We start from the raw sequence: 16,928 nt of genomic DNA on the forward strand, positions 1-16,928 counted from the left end.
TCCTATCGTAAAAACACTTCTCTCAAATCAGAGAGAAGTGCATAGTTTACTATTGCATATAAATATACCACCAGTTTTGGAACATCTTTGTAATAATCGGAGTATGCTCCAACATAAGACCACTTAACAATGATTTCGACATTAAATTTTGAATAACCTCAATCGGTAATAAGGCGCACACGTATAGCAAAATAAACATAATTAAATAGTTTTCAATCATGCCAAGTAACGCACCAAGCCAACGATTGACTGTATTGAGCACAGGTAAGTATGCAATAAAATCAAATATCGATGCCACAATTTGCAACGTAATTTTCACTGCAAAGAAAATAACAGCAAAGGCGATTACACGATAAAAGGTACGGTCTAAATCTAGGCTATCAATGACGACACTAAGGCTACCTGTATCAGTAACGCCTGGATATGGAACCCAAAATACAAATTTTTGTGCTAATGGCTTATAATAAATATACGCAACAATCAGTGCTACTACGAAACTGACAATGTGCATCATTTGTACAATGAAACCTCTTTTTGCACCGACGCCAATTCCAGCTAACAGTACCACTAATATGATTAAATCTAACATTCTCTTCAACCCTTTAATTTTTTCAATTCTTCTTCTAACTGCTCCATTCGTTCTTTTAATAGTAAATAATCATGTACTGTATTTACTGCTGTCAGAACAGCAAGTTTTGTGCTATCAAGTGAGGGATTATGTACGTTCATTTCGCGCATACGGTCATCAACAATCGAAGCAACAAGTCGCATATGGCCAATGGATTCAGAGCCGACCATTTTATACGTATGACCATATATTTCCACAGAAATTTTATTCTTTTCTTGTTTTTCCATAGTCGCACCCTCCTATAAATTGAATGCTCACGCGATTTTTTCGGTTTGCGAGCACCATCACACAAAAAAGCTATTTATTATCATACCATGAAAGGTATAAAATTGTGAACAATGAGGACAGAAAGGAACGATTAAATGTCAAATATTGTGCTATCCATTTCAACAAATATTCAAAAAGAGGTAATGGCTTACTATGCAACCTATTTTATTGAACGAAAAGCTCCAGGCGTTATTTTTGCTGCAAAACTACCAGATGCCACTATTACTATGTATAAATCTGGAAAATTAATGTTTCAAGGAGGAGGTGCTGAACGTGAAGCGGCTCGTTGGGGAACAGTTGAAAAAACAACTACTCAACATTCCTCGTCTATTGGGGCAAAGGGGGATATTCTACCAGACAAATTCGCGACAATGTCTGTCTTAGGCTCTGATGAAACAGGCACAGGTGATTATTTTGGTCCCATCACCGTAGCGGCCGTTTATGTACCTACATCCAAAATCGAACTTATCAACGAGCTTGGCGTAAAAGATTCAAAAATGCTAACGGATGATTATATGCGAAAAATCGCACCCGATTTACGTGCAGCCTGTGTCCATAGCGTTCTTGTATTACGAAACGAAAAATATAACAGTCTACAAGCAAAAGGCTATTCACAAGGGAAAATGAAAGCTATGATGCACAACAAGGCTCTACAAAATACACTCACAAAGATGGCACCCGAAAAACCAGAATTTATTTTAATTGACCAGTTTGCTGAACGCGGAGTTTATTACAATTACCTAAAAAATGAACGTGAACTGGTACAAGAAAATGTCCTCTTTTCTACAAAAGCGGAGCAACTACATGTAGCTGTAGCCACAGCATCTATTCTAGCCCGCGCTGCATTTTTAAAGGAAATGGATCGCTTGAGTGAAATAGCCGGTCTCCCATTAATGAAAGGAGCCTCCAGCAAAGTAGATGTGCAAGCAGCACGAATCTGGCGTAATCAAGGCGAGGATTTCCTACGCTCCATCACAAAATGGCATTTTGCCAATACAGAAAAAGCACGGAAAATGGTGTAACGGAAACATTTAATGCCTACAACTGTGGAATACTTTTAGAAATGCTTTGCGGGGAATTATAGGGTTATGTAAATGTTGATTTCTATTCCGGGAAAATGCTTTTCGTCATTTTAAACATGCTACTGGCTTAGGGTATTTTTTTTAGGGTTTCCTACCTGATTGGAGCGCTTTGGGACCCTCTTTGAGAGATTTTTTACATGGTTGGAGCGCTTTTGGCTCCTTTTTGAGCGGCTATTTTCTTGGTTGGAGCGCTTTGACCTCCTTTTTGAGCGGTTTCTACCTGGTTCGAGCGCTTTAGTCACTCCTTTGAGCGGTTTTTTACCTGATTGGAGCGCTTTGGCCTCCTTTTCGAGCGGCTTTCTGCCTGATTGGAGCGCTTTAGTCACTCCTTTGAGCGGTTTTTTACCTGATTGGAGCGCTTTGGCATCCTTTTCGAGCGGCTTTCTGCCTGATTGGAGCGCTTTGGGACCCTCTTTGAGCGGTTTTTTACAAACTGGAGCACTTTTGGCTCCTTTTTGAGCATTTTTGCCTGGTTCGAGCGCTTCCAACCCCTTGGAGCAACCTGATTGGAGCGCTTTAGGCCCTTCCTTAATCAATCTTCTACCATAAAGGAGCATTTTCGTCCCCTTAAAGAACCCCCTCAAGCACTAATTAAAGCAATTAATCATAGAAGAATTTGATATTCCCTTCGTTTCGATGCACTTTCTTTCCGATAGCAACTAGTCATTAACATCCTTTTTATTGTATGACGATTGTTTAATCGTAAAAAATGCTGTGCTTGACTGTTAGTAATGCCTTTATTTATTAGCATCCCATAATCTTGTAGAGCACATTTATGGGCTTTTTTATTGCTATAAAGGCAACTTGAGCAAATCCATTTCATCTTTAACCATTGCATCTGTCCAATCTGACATTCTGGACAGATCACCCCTGTTTGAATGGCGTCTATCTCTATGCCATAGTAACGACAAAGCGGGAACAATTCATATGGCTTATGGTGCTGCACAAGTAATGCACTAATAGACTGAGAATCTATGGTTTTTGTCTTCAAAGAACGCTGTTGTAAATAACCTGTTACCTCCCTAGCCATCAACACTGGAAATAAACTATCCTCATATTCGATACGAGCATTGTTAAAAAAAAAAACAATGATACCATGGACAGGTACTTCAATTTGATTTTGATTGAAAAATTCTTTTAAATTGTACATATATTCCTCAAGCTGTACTTCAGGATGGTGAAATACACGCCGTTCTCCTGTCTCAAGAGTACGAATCATTTGACGGGGACGATTTTTTAATTCCACTTCTCCTTTAATATTTTTACTTTCAATAATGATTACCTCATATTTGGTTATCACTACAATATCTAGTTGCATCGGAAACGGCCGTTGAAGAGAAATATTATGTAAAACGTGAATACCCCTTACAAAAGATAATTTCTCCAGTTGTTTCATAATAAATTTTTCTCCATGCTCCCCTGCCTCAGCCTGTAGTAACTCTCTTGTTATTTGATCATATAGGGGATGCTTTGATGTAAGTCTTCGAGCTAAAGCCCGTAGACCTAATGTCATTTTTGCTTCTTCATATGGTTTGATAAACATAACATCACGCCCTTTTTTACACGACTATAGCAAGGAAAAATGGTCACGCCTAGACAATTTGATAAACTATTTATTTGATCAACTCTGGGGCTCCAAATTTGATTTTTTATGAATTTATGTGAATATCCAACTGTTTCTATAGTATGTTTTTAAAACTTGATCATCTTTTACTTACTTTCAATCATGTTGTTCCATCTTGCTCCTCGCCTTGGAGCGGTTGCTTCCCCTTTTGGATCACTTTCTCCTCGCCTTGGAGCGGTTTCATCCTCTTTTGGATCACTTTCTCCTCACCTTGGAGCAGTTTCATCCTCTTTTGGATCACCTTCACTTCAATTTGGAGCGGTTGCTTCTCCTTTTGGATCACCTTCACTTCAATTTGGAGCGGTTGCTTCTCCTTTTGGATCACTTTCTCCTCGCCTTGGAGCGGTTTCATCCTCTTTTGGATCACCTTCACTTCAATTTGGAGCGGTTGCTTCTCCTTTTGGATCACTTTCTCCTCGCCTTGGAGCGGTTTCATCCTCTTTTGGATCACCTTTACTTCAATTTGGAGCGGTTGCTTCTCCTTTTGGATCACTTTCTCCTCGCCTTGGAGCGGTTTCATCCTCTTTTGGATCACCTTCACTACAATATGGAGCGGTTGCTTCCTCTTTTGGATCACCTTCACTTCAATTTGGAGCGGTTGCTTCTCCTTTTGGATCACCTTCACTTCAATTCGGAGCGGTTGCTTCTCCTTTTGGATCACTTTCTCCTCGAATTGGAGCGGTTTCATCCTCTTTTGGATCACCTTCACTTCAATTTGGAGCGGTTGCTTCTCCTTTTGGATCACCTTCCATCCCTTGAGCGAATCATTGCCTTCGACAGTATTAATGTAAATCGAGACTTTTACAAAGACGTGTTTAAACCATTCTTCAAACAAAAAAGACTGCCTCGAAAGACAGTCTTTTGATAATAATTTTAGCGTACTTCTGTGCCTGGAATCGTCGCAATAGCTTTTAACACTTTGTTATGTGCAGCTACTACTTCTTCGTCTGTTAAAGTATGTTCTGGATCGAAGTATGTGAGTGAGAAGGCAACAGATTTTTTACCTGGCTCCATTTTCTCTCCTTCGTAAACGTCAAATACGCGGATGTCTTTTAGTAATTTCACGCCTGCTGCATCAATAGCATTGATTACTTCACCTGCTGTTGTGTCACGGTCCATAATAAGAGCGATATCACGTGACATAGCTGGGAAACGAGGCACTGGTGTGTAAGCAAGTGGTGCTTCTTGTGTCGTTGCATGTAAGAGAGCAACTAAGTTCATTTCCATGACATATGTGTCTTTTACACCCCATGCTTTTTGTTCTGCTGGGTGAAGTCCTCCAATAATGCCCACTTGTTCGCCATCTAATAAAATGCTAGCTGTACGTCCTGGGTGTAATCCATCTACTTGTGCCTTCACAAATGAAATGCGATTTTCTAAGCCTAGTTTTCCGATTACGCCCTCTACAATACCTTTCAGTACAAAGAAATCTACCGCTTTTTTCTCGCCTTGCCAAGCATGGTCTAACCATTTACCAGTTAGTACGGCTGCCACATGCTCTTCCTCATACGGTTGCCCCTCATTTGATTGACCAAGGAACACTGAACCAATTTCGTATAAGGCCACACCTTCAGCTTGACGCGCTACATTGTACGCAGCCGCTTCAATTAAATGCGGAATAAGACTTTGACGTAATGTAGAACGCTCCTCACTCATTGGCATTAGTAAACGAGTTACTGGCTCGGCTTTCAAGGCAAAGCGTTGTGATAATGCATCAGATGTTAATGAATATGTTACAGCTTGATAAAGCCCTGCACCCTCCATGAAATGACGCACAACACGACGATTTGCTTGGTAAGATGTTAGATTGCCCACTTGTGTTGCACCCTCTGGTAACGTCATAGGGATTTCATCATACCCATAAAGACGGGCAATCTCTTCTACGATATCTTCTTCAATTTTAATGTCTTGGCGACGTGTTGGAGCATCAATAATTAATAAACCATTTGCTGCCTCTACACCAAATTTTAGACGCTCTAAAATTGAAAGCATATCTTCTAAAGAGATCTTCATTCCTAAACGCTCATTAATAAAATCTGGGGAAACAACAACTCGTGCTGGTGCTTTTTCTAATTCATCTACTACACATGTACCCTCTAATACTTCACCACCTGCTAATTCAGCTAGTAAAGCGGCAGCACGTTCAGCAGCAGGTAAAACACGGTTCGGGTCTACCCCTTTTTCAAAACGTGCAGATGCATCTGAACGTAGGCCAAGGTGACGAGACGTTTGGCGCACTGTTAAACCATCGAAATAAGCTGATTCAATGACTACAGTCGTTGTAGAATCCGTTACCTCTGAATTGGCACCACCCATTACACCCGCAATTGCGACAGGCTCTTTACCGTTCGTAATGACTAAATCTGAAGCTTTTAATGTGCGTTCTTGATCATCTAATGTTGTAATTTTTTCACCTTCTGTTGCTTTACGAACGACGATTTCGCCAGTTGCAAGGCTATCATAGTCAAAAGCATGCAGAGGTTGACCATATTCCATTAGTACATAGTTCGTTACATCTACGACATTATTGTGTGGGCGTACACCCGCAGCCATTAAGCGATTTTGTAGCCACATCGGTGATTCACCGATTTTTACGTTTTTCACTACTTTTGCTACATACATTGGGTTCGCTTGTAAATCTTCCACACGAAGCTTCAGGAAATCCTGTGCTTTTTCACTAGCTACTTGATACGCAATTTCTGGATATTTAATTTCCTCTGAAAGAATTGCGCCTACCTCATAAGCTACACCTAGCATAGAAAGAGCGTCTGAGCGATTCGGTGTTAGGCCTAACTCTAGTACTGTATCACGTAAGCCTAAAATTGCCAGTGCATCTGAACCTACTTCTACATCCGCTGGCAGTACGTAGATCCCTTCTGAATAAGCCTTAGGGACAAGCTTCCCTTCGATCCCAAGCTCTTGTAATGAACAAATCATACCATTTGATTCATGGCCACGAAGTTTAGCTTTTTTAATTTTAATGCCACCTGGTAAATGTGCACCCGGGCGAGCAACAATTACTTTTTGACCAGCATCTACATTCGGAGCCCCGCAAATAATTTGTTGTGGCTCTTCTTCTCCTACATCTACTTGGCAAATATTTAATTTATCTGCTTCTGGATGTTTTTCTTTTGATACAACATAACCTACCACAATTTTATCCATGGCATTAGCTCGATCGATTACTGCGTCTACTTCGATACCAGAGCGTGTAATTTTTTCAGCTAATAGCTCAGGTGCCAAGTCCTGTGTACTAACATAATCTTTTAACCATTCTAATGATACTAACATGTTTTATCCCCCTTACGCTTCTGTTCGCTCGAATTGTGATAAGAAACGAGTGTCGCTTGTATAGAAATGACGAATATCATCGACACCATATTTCAACATCGCAATACGTTCGGCACCAATACCAAATGCAAAACCAGAAACTTTTTTCGGATCATAGCCAGCCATTTCTAAGACATTTGGATGAACCATACCTGCACCTAGAATCTCGATCCAGCCTGTGCTTTTACATACGTTACAACCTGCTCCACCACATTTGAAACAAGAAATATCCATTTCTACTGAAGGCTCAGTGAATGGGAAGAAGCTCGGACGAAGTCGAATTTCACGGTCTGCACCGAACATTTTTTTCGCTAATGTATCGAGTGTTCCTTTTAGATCACTCATACGAATATTTTCGCCAATGACTAAACCTTCAATTTGCATAAATTGATGGGAGTGTGTTGCATCATCATTATCCCGACGGAACACTTTACCAGGACAAATGATACGAATAGCTTCTCCTTTTTTAGCTTCCATTGTACGAGCTTGTACTGGGGAAGTATGTGTACGAAGTAATATTTCCTCGGAAATATAGAACGAATCTTGCATATCACGAGCAGGATGTCCTTTTGGTAAATTCAGTGCCTCAAAGTTATAGTAGTCCTTTTCTACTTCTGGACCCTCAGCAATTTCATAACCCATTCCGATAAATAAATCTTCAATTTCTTCAACGACACGTGTCAAAGGATGACGATTGCCAACTTTGATTTCACGACCAGGTAAAGTAACATCAATCGACTCACTTGCCAATTTTTCAGCAATAGCCGCTTCTTCAAGTACAGCAACTTTTGACTCCAATACTGCTGTCACATTTTCACGAACATTGTTCACTAAAGCGCCCATTTTTGGTCGCTCTTCAGCTGATAATTTCCCCATCCCTTTTAATAAATCAGTGATCGGTCCTTTTTTTCCTAGATATGCAACACGCACTTCATTCAATTCTTTTAAATTTGCAGCTGTTTCAATTTTTGCAAGTGCTTCTTGCTCTAATTGTTTTAATTGCTCTTCCATGATAAAACCTCCTTAGAAAATACATGCCTGTTTTTTAACATAAAAAAACTCGCCCCTAAAAAGGGACGAGGACATATTCGCGGTACCACCCTAGTTATTGCAAGGTCAACTATCCTTACAATCACTTCATTGACATAACGACTTGATAAAGCCGGCATACCTTTACAGCATCAAGCTGGTCCCGGTTGCTGCTCGCGGGCTGAATTCAAAACTGCATTGGTACGGCGTTGGCTCTCAATCTCTGGCCTTACGCTCCCTGTCGTCCATTCACAATCTTTACTACTTCCCGGTCAAAGCATTTACTATTTAAACTTAATTTTAGCTTAGATTATACATGAATAAACTGTCGCAAATCAAGAGACAACCGCCTGAATCTCGCAATTATCTTTAAATTACTTCACAAAGCCATATAAAACGATTCCCGTTGCTACTGCCACATTTAAAGATTCAGCCTGTCCAAAAATAGGAATAATCATGTTTTGATCAGTCTTCGCCAGCAGTTGTGGCTGAATGCCGCTTCCTTCATTCCCCATAATAATCGCAAATGAACCCGTATGCTGGATATCACTATATGGTACTGCATCCTCATCCAAAGCAGTTCCAAATACAGGTACACTTTGCTCCTGTAGCAAATCGATCCATTCAGCCAATTCTCCACGTACTACTGGGATATGGAAATGAGAGCCTTGTGCGGCACGTAGTGTTTTAGGATTGTAAATATCGGCACAACCCTTTCCTAAAACAACAGCATCTAATCCTGCCGCATCTGCTGTACGGAGCATTGTACCGATATTACCAGGATCTTGGACAGCATCAATTAATAAGACTTTGCGCCAAGTTGCCATCACTTCATCCTCTAATACCGGCTGTTTGCACACAGCAAAAACACCTTGTGATGTTTCAGTTTCAGCAAATTCCTTCGCTACCACTGCCGTTACCTCTACAATAGCGACATCATCAATCGGCCATAACATCGGTAAATCAATACCTTCACGTACAATAATTTGCAATACTTGCTCTTTATTTTTTAATGCTTCTTCAACAAGATGAAAGCCCTCTACTATGAATTCACCTGATCGTTCACGTTCTTTTCTAGTTGTCGCTAGCTTCTTCCAATATTTCACTAACGCATTTTGCGTAGATTCGATTCTTTTCATCGCTACTTCTTACCGCCTTTTTCCTATATAGTGACCATTATTATACCTTAGAAAATGGCTAATTTCATAGCCATGTGAAAAAACTGTTATTTTTCCAATCATCAAAAGACGCGCTTAGGCAACTGATAAGAAATAAACATGCTATACTTATACATATTTGAAAGTATTTGTTTAATTAAGGACGGGAGAATGTAATGAAACAAACAATCCATGTAGTCGGTGCAATTATCGAAAATGAGCAACAAGAAATTTTCTGTGCTTTAAGAAATCCAACGATGGTACTTGCAAACTATTGGGAGTTCCCTGGTGGGAAAATAGAACAAGGCGAAACTCCTAAACAAGCACTTTATCGCGAAATCCTTGAGGAATTTAACTGTATGATTCGAGTAGGTGAACAGGTAGCCGAAACCTTTCATGAATACGATCAATTTTTCGTTCACTTAGAAACTTATAAAGCTTCTATCATACAAGGCGTACCAGAAATACTTGAACATACTGAAGCAAGATGGGTAGCTCGTAATCAGTTGCTTGACCTGCCATTTGCACCAGCAGATCTTCCATCTATCGAAAAATTATTAGCTGAAAAGTAAAACTCATTCCTTTATTTCATGAAAATGAGTGACTTGATTGATCCTTAATGTTTTGACCATATAATGCTTCGTTTGCTTTTTTCAATGTCACTTCTGTGATTCTTCATTTCAATGCCTAAACCAAAGATAATACACTCTGTTCAATATAGCTGATAAAATCATAACTAATTCTTCACCACCGTAGCGAGCGACGATATCTTCTACAAAAGCTTGGTCTATTAACAGCTGCGCAAATTAAGAGTTATAACATCACATGGTTTGATCACAGACAAATCCATGTACAAAAATAATGGATTGATCCTCTTGACCGATTTCTTTCACCTTATTACGAACAACTATTTCTATTCTAATGACTAATCATGCAATCAAAAAGAGCAGCAATGCCTCTGCACCCTGCTCTACTAAATGTTTATAACCATTTTCTAATAGGTGGAATACTCTGTGGAAATTGAAATACATTTAACGGATCATATTTTGTTTTCACTTCTCGAAGCCTTCTAAAATTACGACCATAATAGGCTGTTGGCCAGTCCGGAATCAAAAGATCTGGAAAATTAACATAATCACCAGCTGTATAAGGTGATAAAGCTCGCCGTAAGTTTTCTACCCATTTGATATTTGGTTCTTCTTCATTTGGATTTTCCCAGGATGTATTATATTCTTGAGCAATTAATGCATCTCGATAGTAATATGCCGTGCGATTTGGTGCAATTTCACTGACTGCACCTCCTAAAGCTTGTTGCCAAATCGTTGTATTTAGATTGGGAGCATTGACTAAATAATCTTTCATTGTTTGAATCGCCTTATATGGAAAGGGTCTTTTAATAAATGATCCTGACCGTTTTCGAAGTGCTGGGAGATTGCCACTTGGTACATCAAAAAATTCTACTGCTTGGATATAAGGCACTTCCTTTATCCATATGCTTGTTGGCGAACCTGTTTTTCTTAGGGGGCGAAGTAATTTCTTTAATTCAGCTGCCGTTCCAATAAACTCCCCTTGTGCGACAATTTCTCCAATTTCCCTTGTCTTTAACTCAATTTGAGAGGTTAGACGTTTATCGGTATAGGGAGCCCATTTCTGCCATGCATCAAAAGCTACTTCAAAATCATCCCATCCCCAGGTAATAGAGAAGAGTGATACATCATGGATAGCATGTAACTTAAATGTCAATGCGGTTACAATGCCAAAGTTTCCACCCCCGCCACCACAACTTGCCCAAAAGAGCTCATTATTTTTTTGCTTATTTGCTTTGATTACCCGAACCCCCTCCTGTCCATCAGCGACCACCAATTCTATTTCTATGAGACTATCACAAGTTAAACCAAATGGACGTGATAGCATCCCAATTCCCCCGCCAAGGGATAAGCCGACCACCCCCACACTGCTTTCTGTGCCACCAGGAATGGTTACACCGTGTTCCCATAATGCACGATATACTTTACCCATATTGGCTCCAGCATCGATTTTAGCTGTCATTTCTGACCGATCAATTGAAATAGAATTCATGTCGCTTACGTCAATGACAAGACCTTTATTTAATAATGAAAAATTTTCATAGCTATGCCGTCCACTTCTAATTCGAAAAGGCTCATTGTTTTCTCTAGCCCACTTCAATGCATTGACCACGTCTTTCGTTTCTTGACAAAACACAATGACACTCGGATATTTAGGGTTATTTAGATTATTGTTCGTCCTCGCTTTTTCATAATCAGAATCTTCAGGAGTAACGATTCTACCCGTGAGCTTTACCTTTTTCAACATCAAACCCCTTTCTCACAATGATACTTATCCTATGCAACTAATTTAGAAAGAATTTGCTTTTATACTAGACTCAGCCTAACATTCTCTTTTTCATAATTGAAACATATGATGCACTAATATCATCGTGTTGGAGGTGTTCTATGCTTATTCATGTAGTGAGTGCTTGTGAAACACTGTGGCAAATTGCTAATCGTTATACTGTACCTGTTCAAACGCTCAGTCAATTAAATGCATTGACTACACCCGATCAATTAGCTATCGGACAATCACTGGTTATTCCTTCTCCTTATATAATTTATACCGTTCGAAGTGGAGATACGTTATGGTCAATCGCACATCAATTTAGCGTTCCTGTACAATCCATCGTGACAGCAAATCATCTAACAAATCCTGATAGGATAACACCTGGAACAAAATTATTGATTCCACCAATTATTCATAGCGTGCAGCCAGGAGAAACATTATGGCAAATAGCTCAGCGATACGGAACAACGATTCAAGCCATTGCGGCGGAAAATAATATTACTAATCCTAATATGCTTTACATTGGTACTCATTTAATTATTCCAAGGAAGTTACCACTGATTGAAGTCAACGCTTATTCCTACCAACCTTCAGAAGAAGCAATTGACTCCATTAATGCAATTGGTCATTTACTAACTTATTTTAGTCCCTTTGCTTATATGATGAAGGAAGATGGTACGTTACAACCAATAAATGATGAAAAAATGATTATGGCTGCAAAAGCTAACAACATCATCCCTATGTTAACGCTCACTAATTTTACTTCTACAGAAGAGGGCTCAAATTTAGCACATGTCGTCTTATCCAATGCAGATCTGCAAAAAAAGGTGATGAATAATGTTTTACAAGTGATGCAAAATAAAGGTTATAAAGTCTTGAATATTGACTTTGAAAATGTTTTGCCAGCAGATCGTGAAAATTATAATGCATTCATTCAACTAGCAGCTGATACACTTCATCCAAAGGGTTATCTTGTGTCCACGGCTCTCGCACCCAAAACGAGTGCTACACAGGCTGGAACGCTATATGAAGCTCAGGATTACGAGGCACACGGTAGAATAGCAGATTTCGTAGTATTAATGACATATGAATGGGGTTACCGCTTTGGCCCTCCTCAAGCCATTTCTCCTATTAATGAAATGCGAAGAGTGGTGGAATATGCTTTAACGGAAATGCCTGCTGATAAAATTTTATTGGGCTTTGAACTGTATGCAAGAGACTGGCTTTTACCACATGTCAAAGGGCAAGAAGCCGAAACATTCAGTCCACAGGAAGCATTGGATAGGGCCATCAAGTATGGGGCAACGATTCAATTTGATCCGATAGCACAATCTCCTTTTTATCGATATGTTGATGAGCAAGGAAGAAATCATGAGGTATGGTTTGAAGATGCAAGGAGTGCACAGGCTAAATTTGACATGGTTAAACAATATAATCTTCGTGGTATCAGTTATTGGGCATTAGGATTCCCATTCCCTCAAAATTGGGCTTTGTTGGATAATAATTTTTCCATCAAAAAATCTTAGTTCTACTTATTGTTCTCATAAAACAAAAATTGATGCGACTTTTCCACATGTGAATTAGCGTTTTACTCATTTTAATTACGGGATAAAAAATTCAGTTCAAAGCCATATTAAAAGATATCAACATGAAAGGAGCAACTCACATGGGAAGAGATAATAAACAAGGTCAAAGTAATAATAAAGGTTCATTACCTCAAACACCAAAAAACCAAAAGATAGCACCAAACAAGGTTAGTGAGGAATTTTCTCAAGAGTTCATGGAGCTGATTAACTCAGTTGCGCAAAATAAAAATAAGAAGAAAAAATAAGGGGGGCTTCCGTTGGATTATCAGCGTGCACAAGAAATTGTCGCCTCACCGCTAGAATATGAAGTGAGCTATAATGGCGTTTCCATCTGGATCGATAAACTCCATGACGATGAGAGAACAGCGACAGTTCACCTCCGCCGTTCATTAGAAGAGCGATCAGAAGTGGATATATCAGAATTAAAGGAAGAATATCTTGTTCACTAAAGATCAAAAACCTGCTTATTATTGGAAATAAGCAGGTCCTTTTTTATTTTAAATCATATAGTCCTCATTATATTGTAGCGGTGTTAAAACGTTTTCCACATGACGGTGTAGCTCGCTAAAGGTTTCTGAAATTTGCTGTGGAGAGATTGGCTTACTAAATAAGTAGCCTTGGATATAATCACAGCCACCTTCTATTAGAAAAGATAGTTGCTCCACTTCTTCAATGCCCTCCGCAACAACCTTCAAGCGTAAATGTTTAGCCATTGAAATAATCATGGATACAAGCGCTTCATCATTCGGATTATTTGGAACATTTCTTACAAAGGTGCGGTCGATTTTTAGACAATCAATTGGAAAATCCTTTAAATACGATAAGGATGAATAGCCTGTTCCAAAATCATCGACGGCAATTTGAATGCCAAGTGCCTTTAACTCATGTAAAAGCTGTGTCATTTGATCGATATTCATCGTCATACTTTCAGTAATTTCTAATTGAAGAAATTTAGGTTCTAAATTTGTACGTTGCAATATATGTTCTACCATTTCTACTAAATCTTGCTGGAACAATTGTCCAAGGGATAAATTCACTGCTACTTTCATCTGTGGTAGCCCTTGTCTCTCCCATGTTTTCGCTTGCATACAAGCAGTTTCTAAAATCCATTTACCTAATGGAATAATTAGGCCACATTCCTCAGCAATCGGAATAAATACATCAGGTGGAATAAAGCCACGAGTTGGATGACGCCAGCGAACTAATGCTTCAACAGATTCAATGGTCCCGGTTTTTAAATTAACCTGTGGTTGATAATCTAAATAAAATTCCTGATTTTCTAATGCATTATGTAAGTCCTGCTCTAACAGAATTCGATCTGCGATGCCCTTTGACATATACGGTTTATAAAAAAGAAACCTTTGAGGTATTTGTTTAGCCTCACGCATTGCTAGCTGTGCATGCATCAGTAGCTCTTCGCTAGTCCATTGATCCTCATAAAGAGCAATCCCCATATTTAGATTGCCATTTAACGAAAATAATTGTACCTGCAATGGATCTTTCATGGCACTTTTGAGATTTAAGCAAAATTGTAATAATTCTTCAATTGTTTTTACATGGTTAATATAAATAACAAATTGTCCCTCTTGTAATTTAGTAGCAAAATAATGGGGAGGTACAATTGTTTGTATACGCTTGGCGACAAGCTTCATCATTTTATTAGAATTGCTTATCCCTATCGATGAACGAATAGCTGCAAAACGGTCAATTTCTATGGCTATGATTGCTTTTTGCGTTTTATTATTATCGTGTAATTTGTCTTTTAATGTTTTTAGTAATAAATGTTCATTTGGCAGCAGTGTAATATCATCATGATAAGCTTGAAACCGAAGTTCTTGTTGGGATTGTTCAAGATCCTTTTTTATTTTTAACAGTTGTTGAAACGGCTTTTCAACAGATGTATAAAAAATGGCTTTTAAGAAAAAGTAAAAAGCCAAAAATAGATAGATCAATGCAGAGAAATCCCAAATAGCATTTTGATCTTGACTAATTATAAAAAAGGCATCGCTAATTATTAAGGAGATAGCTGCACTAATCAGCAACATGGATTGCTTCGGTATTTTTTTTATGTACCTACTAATAATAACAATAGTTAAAATTTGAAAAATAATGGCCAATAAGTGTACGATATTATCGATAAGATCCAGCAACTGACCTGTCATGATGTCGGCCGTCATATACACCAGAAAAATACTTCCTATTACGAAAAGCAATGAACTTGCATATGAAAACTTTCGATAGTTGAGGGTCATTTGTTTTCTAGGATGTAAAATAAGAAATAAAAACCCAAATGAAAGGAACAAACGCAAGATTATATGTAATGATTGATTTTGACTAGAAAACAAGCCTGCTAATTCTAGTAATGAAACGACAAAAAACATATTACCTATGTATAAAGTTTGATTTGATAATAAATGTGAAAATACTAAATAGGATTGGATGGCAATCGCCATTGTAAATGCAATAATTAATACTCGTATCACTAATTCTAAATTACTGTAGATGTCTCCTTGAAAAACATCGTATAGCTGATGACTGAAGCTTAATAATGGTATGACAAGTATTAGTGGCAATACTATAAACCAAACCTCTTTTTTCTCTACCCGATTAAACCATTTCTCCAATACAAACCCTCCATACCACTCTATAAACATTCACTAGGAAAATTTATCTATCTATATTGAATAATAAATTTAGACTTGTATATTTCTTTGACTTCTTACAAATCATAACACTTTTATCGGAATTTGTATGCACTTTAACAAAGTATGCTAATATTCATTTTATTTCAATATTAGCATACTTTTGATATTTTAGTGCTTTACTCTACTTGAAAAATTGGTTCTCTTAGCCTTTGAATGACTCTCATTCGTCTTTTTTTACTGACAGCGTTAGATAAACCTAGGATGTCAGCAATCTCTCGATCATTATAACCAGCTACATAATAAAGAACGATTATATGTCTTTCTCCCTGCTCTAATTGGGTAAAAATACATTCAAGGTAGTCGGAACTTTTTTGACTCTCCCCTCTCTCACGTTCACTAAGCATATAATGGAGTGTTTCATCCTCAACAACTGTTATTCGCTCTAAATAATTTTTTTCCTTAGATAATTCATTTAAAATCTCTCCTTTTATCGAAGAATATATATAAGCTGAAAATTGTCCTTTTGCTGGTTGTGCTTTTAGCCATGCTTTCCATACAGCAATAGAAGCAATTTGACGATAATAATCAAAATCCTTATAAATTTGAAGCTTAGTTATTATCGATGTAATCATTGGTTGCACAGCTTCTAATACTTCTTCGAACGTCTGAGTAGACGACAGTTTTTTGCTCTCAATGGTCATTTTCTTCTTTCCAATCGACTATGCACAGTCCTAATTCCTAGGTAATCCTATCTTAGTGCTGCTGATGATAGAAGGCGAATGGTCTTTTTCGTCATTACATAACTTAGAATGGCTCAAATTCTTTACATATTTATACATAATTACAGTATGTTATTGTAAAAATCTTATATTTTCTGTGGGATTTCATACATATTTAAACGAAGGTTGGACAAATTACTACTAAGGAGGCGAAATAGATGAATTTTCAAATAAGAGATGCCATTACAGCGAATGTCCATGGTCAATCTGCAGCTGAATTTAAAGATATTGTCGAAGATGCAATTAGCCGTGGAGAAGAGCATTTACTCCCAGGACTTGGGGTGTTTTTTGAAAAATGGTGGAAACAATCAAGTACATCTGAACAAGATGCATTCGTTCAAAAACTAGAAAAAGCATTTGCTAACTGATTTTTTATGAAGAGTGCATTCCAATTCCAATAAATGCATGATAAAGTTTTAGTTATCAGAAAATTTGGAGGGATT

17 protein-coding genes and 1 pseudogene are annotated in these 16,928 nt (G+C 38.2%); 6 read left to right on the forward strand and 12 right to left on the reverse strand.

Annotated features, from left to right (window positions below; all coding sequences use genetic code 11):
• Positions 1 to 49 precede the first annotated feature (49 nt).
• Together OU989_RS16150 and zapA are read right to left on the reverse strand one after the other, a co-directional pair.
• On the reverse strand, positions 50 to 589 hold the full coding sequence (locus tag OU989_RS16150; protein ID WP_274794029.1) for a CvpA family protein: 540 nt from the start codon (positions 587 to 589) through the stop codon (positions 50 to 52).
• Between the two features lie 5 nt (positions 590 to 594).
• Positions 595 to 855 (reverse strand): cell division protein ZapA, encoded by a 261-nt coding sequence (zapA, locus tag OU989_RS16155; RefSeq protein WP_016991554.1) that lies wholly within the window; start codon positions 853 to 855, stop codon positions 595 to 597.
• Between the two features lie 135 nt (positions 856 to 990).
• Here zapA and rnhC point away from each other — a divergent pair, with 135 nt between their 5' ends.
• Positions 991 to 1,917, forward strand: a complete 927-nt coding sequence (rnhC, locus tag OU989_RS16160; protein WP_274794030.1) for a ribonuclease HIII — start codon at positions 991 to 993, stop codon at positions 1,915 to 1,917.
• A 119-nt stretch (positions 1,918 to 2,036) separates the two neighbouring features.
• Here rnhC and OU989_RS16165 read toward each other — a convergent pair whose 3' ends face one another.
• The 6 genes from OU989_RS16165 to OU989_RS16190 form a co-directional block, all read right to left on the reverse strand.
• On the reverse strand, positions 2,037 to 2,534 hold the full coding sequence (locus tag OU989_RS16165; protein WP_274794031.1) for a hypothetical protein: 498 nt from the start codon (positions 2,532 to 2,534) through the stop codon (positions 2,037 to 2,039).
• 47 nt (positions 2,535 to 2,581) lie between these two features.
• Positions 2,582 to 3,520: a nuclease-related domain-containing protein gene (locus OU989_RS16170; protein WP_274794032.1), complete on the reverse strand. Its 939-nt coding sequence runs from the start codon at positions 3,518 to 3,520 to the stop codon at positions 2,582 to 2,584.
• Positions 3,521 to 3,701: 181 nt separating this feature from the next.
• Entirely contained in the window at positions 3,702 to 4,436 is a 735-nt protein-coding gene (locus OU989_RS16175) for a hypothetical protein (protein ID WP_274794033.1), read from the reverse strand.
• A gap of 38 nt (positions 4,437 to 4,474) precedes the next feature.
• Positions 4,475 to 6,892, reverse strand: coding sequence for a phenylalanine--tRNA ligase subunit beta (gene pheT / locus OU989_RS16180; protein ID WP_274794034.1), 2,418 nt, complete (start codon positions 6,890 to 6,892; stop codon positions 4,475 to 4,477).
• A 12-nt stretch (positions 6,893 to 6,904) separates the two neighbouring features.
• Positions 6,905 to 7,942: a phenylalanine--tRNA ligase subunit alpha gene (gene pheS, locus OU989_RS16185; RefSeq protein WP_274794035.1), complete on the reverse strand. Its 1,038-nt coding sequence runs from the start codon at positions 7,940 to 7,942 to the stop codon at positions 6,905 to 6,907.
• A 392-nt stretch (positions 7,943 to 8,334) separates the two neighbouring features.
• Entirely contained in the window at positions 8,335 to 9,099 is a 765-nt protein-coding gene (locus tag OU989_RS16190) for a TrmH family RNA methyltransferase (RefSeq protein WP_274794037.1), read from the reverse strand.
• A gap of 194 nt (positions 9,100 to 9,293) precedes the next feature.
• On the opposite strand from OU989_RS16190, the gene OU989_RS16195 reads away from it, so the two are divergent.
• A complete protein-coding gene (locus tag OU989_RS16195) occupies positions 9,294 to 9,689 on the forward strand; it encodes a (deoxy)nucleoside triphosphate pyrophosphohydrolase (RefSeq protein WP_274794038.1) in 396 nt (131 codons plus the stop codon).
• A 262-nt stretch (positions 9,690 to 9,951) separates the two neighbouring features.
• Here the strand turns inward: OU989_RS16195 and OU989_RS23800 are convergent.
• Positions 9,952 to 10,008 (reverse strand): annotated as a pseudogene (locus OU989_RS23800) (hypothetical protein); the annotation flags it as partial.
• A gap of 90 nt (positions 10,009 to 10,098) precedes the next feature.
• On the reverse strand, positions 10,099 to 11,448 hold the full coding sequence (locus tag OU989_RS16200; protein WP_274797363.1) for an FAD-binding oxidoreductase: 1,350 nt from the start codon (positions 11,446 to 11,448) through the stop codon (positions 10,099 to 10,101).
• Positions 11,449 to 11,591: 143 nt separating this feature from the next.
• Here OU989_RS16200 and OU989_RS16205 point away from each other — a divergent pair, with 143 nt between their 5' ends.
• The 3 genes from OU989_RS16205 to OU989_RS16215 all read left to right on the forward strand — a co-directional run bounded on the left by OU989_RS16205 (position 11,592) and on the right by OU989_RS16215 (position 13,510).
• Positions 11,592 to 13,001 carry a glycoside hydrolase family 18 protein gene (locus OU989_RS16205; protein WP_274794039.1) on the forward strand — a complete coding sequence of 470 codons (1,410 nt, stop codon included), beginning with the start codon at positions 11,592 to 11,594 and terminating at the stop codon, positions 12,999 to 13,001.
• A gap of 140 nt (positions 13,002 to 13,141) precedes the next feature.
• Positions 13,142 to 13,306, forward strand: coding sequence for a YfhD family protein (locus OU989_RS16210; RefSeq protein ID WP_274794040.1), 165 nt, complete (start codon positions 13,142 to 13,144; stop codon positions 13,304 to 13,306).
• Positions 13,307 to 13,318: 12 nt separating this feature from the next.
• A complete protein-coding gene (locus OU989_RS16215) occupies positions 13,319 to 13,510 on the forward strand; it encodes an H-type small acid-soluble spore protein (protein WP_274794041.1) in 192 nt (63 codons plus the stop codon).
• Positions 13,511 to 13,558: 48 nt separating this feature from the next.
• On the opposite strand, the gene OU989_RS16220 is transcribed toward OU989_RS16215, so the two are convergent.
• On the reverse strand, positions 13,559 to 15,685 hold the full coding sequence (locus tag OU989_RS16220) for a putative bifunctional diguanylate cyclase/phosphodiesterase (protein ID WP_274794043.1): 2,127 nt from the start codon (positions 15,683 to 15,685) through the stop codon (positions 13,559 to 13,561).
• Between the two features lie 197 nt (positions 15,686 to 15,882).
• The gene (locus OU989_RS16225) at positions 15,883 to 16,407 is read right to left on the reverse strand and encodes a sigma-70 family RNA polymerase sigma factor (protein WP_274794044.1); all 525 of its coding nucleotides are present in this window, start codon (positions 16,405 to 16,407) and stop codon (positions 15,883 to 15,885) included.
• Between the two features lie 236 nt (positions 16,408 to 16,643).
• Between OU989_RS16225 and sspI the strand changes: the two genes are divergently transcribed.
• Positions 16,644 to 16,853, forward strand: coding sequence for a small acid-soluble spore protein SspI (sspI, locus tag OU989_RS16230; protein ID WP_274794045.1), 210 nt, complete (start codon positions 16,644 to 16,646; stop codon positions 16,851 to 16,853).
• Positions 16,854 to 16,928 lie beyond the last annotated feature (75 nt).

Source organism: Lysinibacillus irui, from assembly GCF_028877475.1.
Classification (GTDB): Bacteria; Bacillota; Bacilli; order Bacillales_A; family Planococcaceae; genus Lysinibacillus; species Lysinibacillus irui.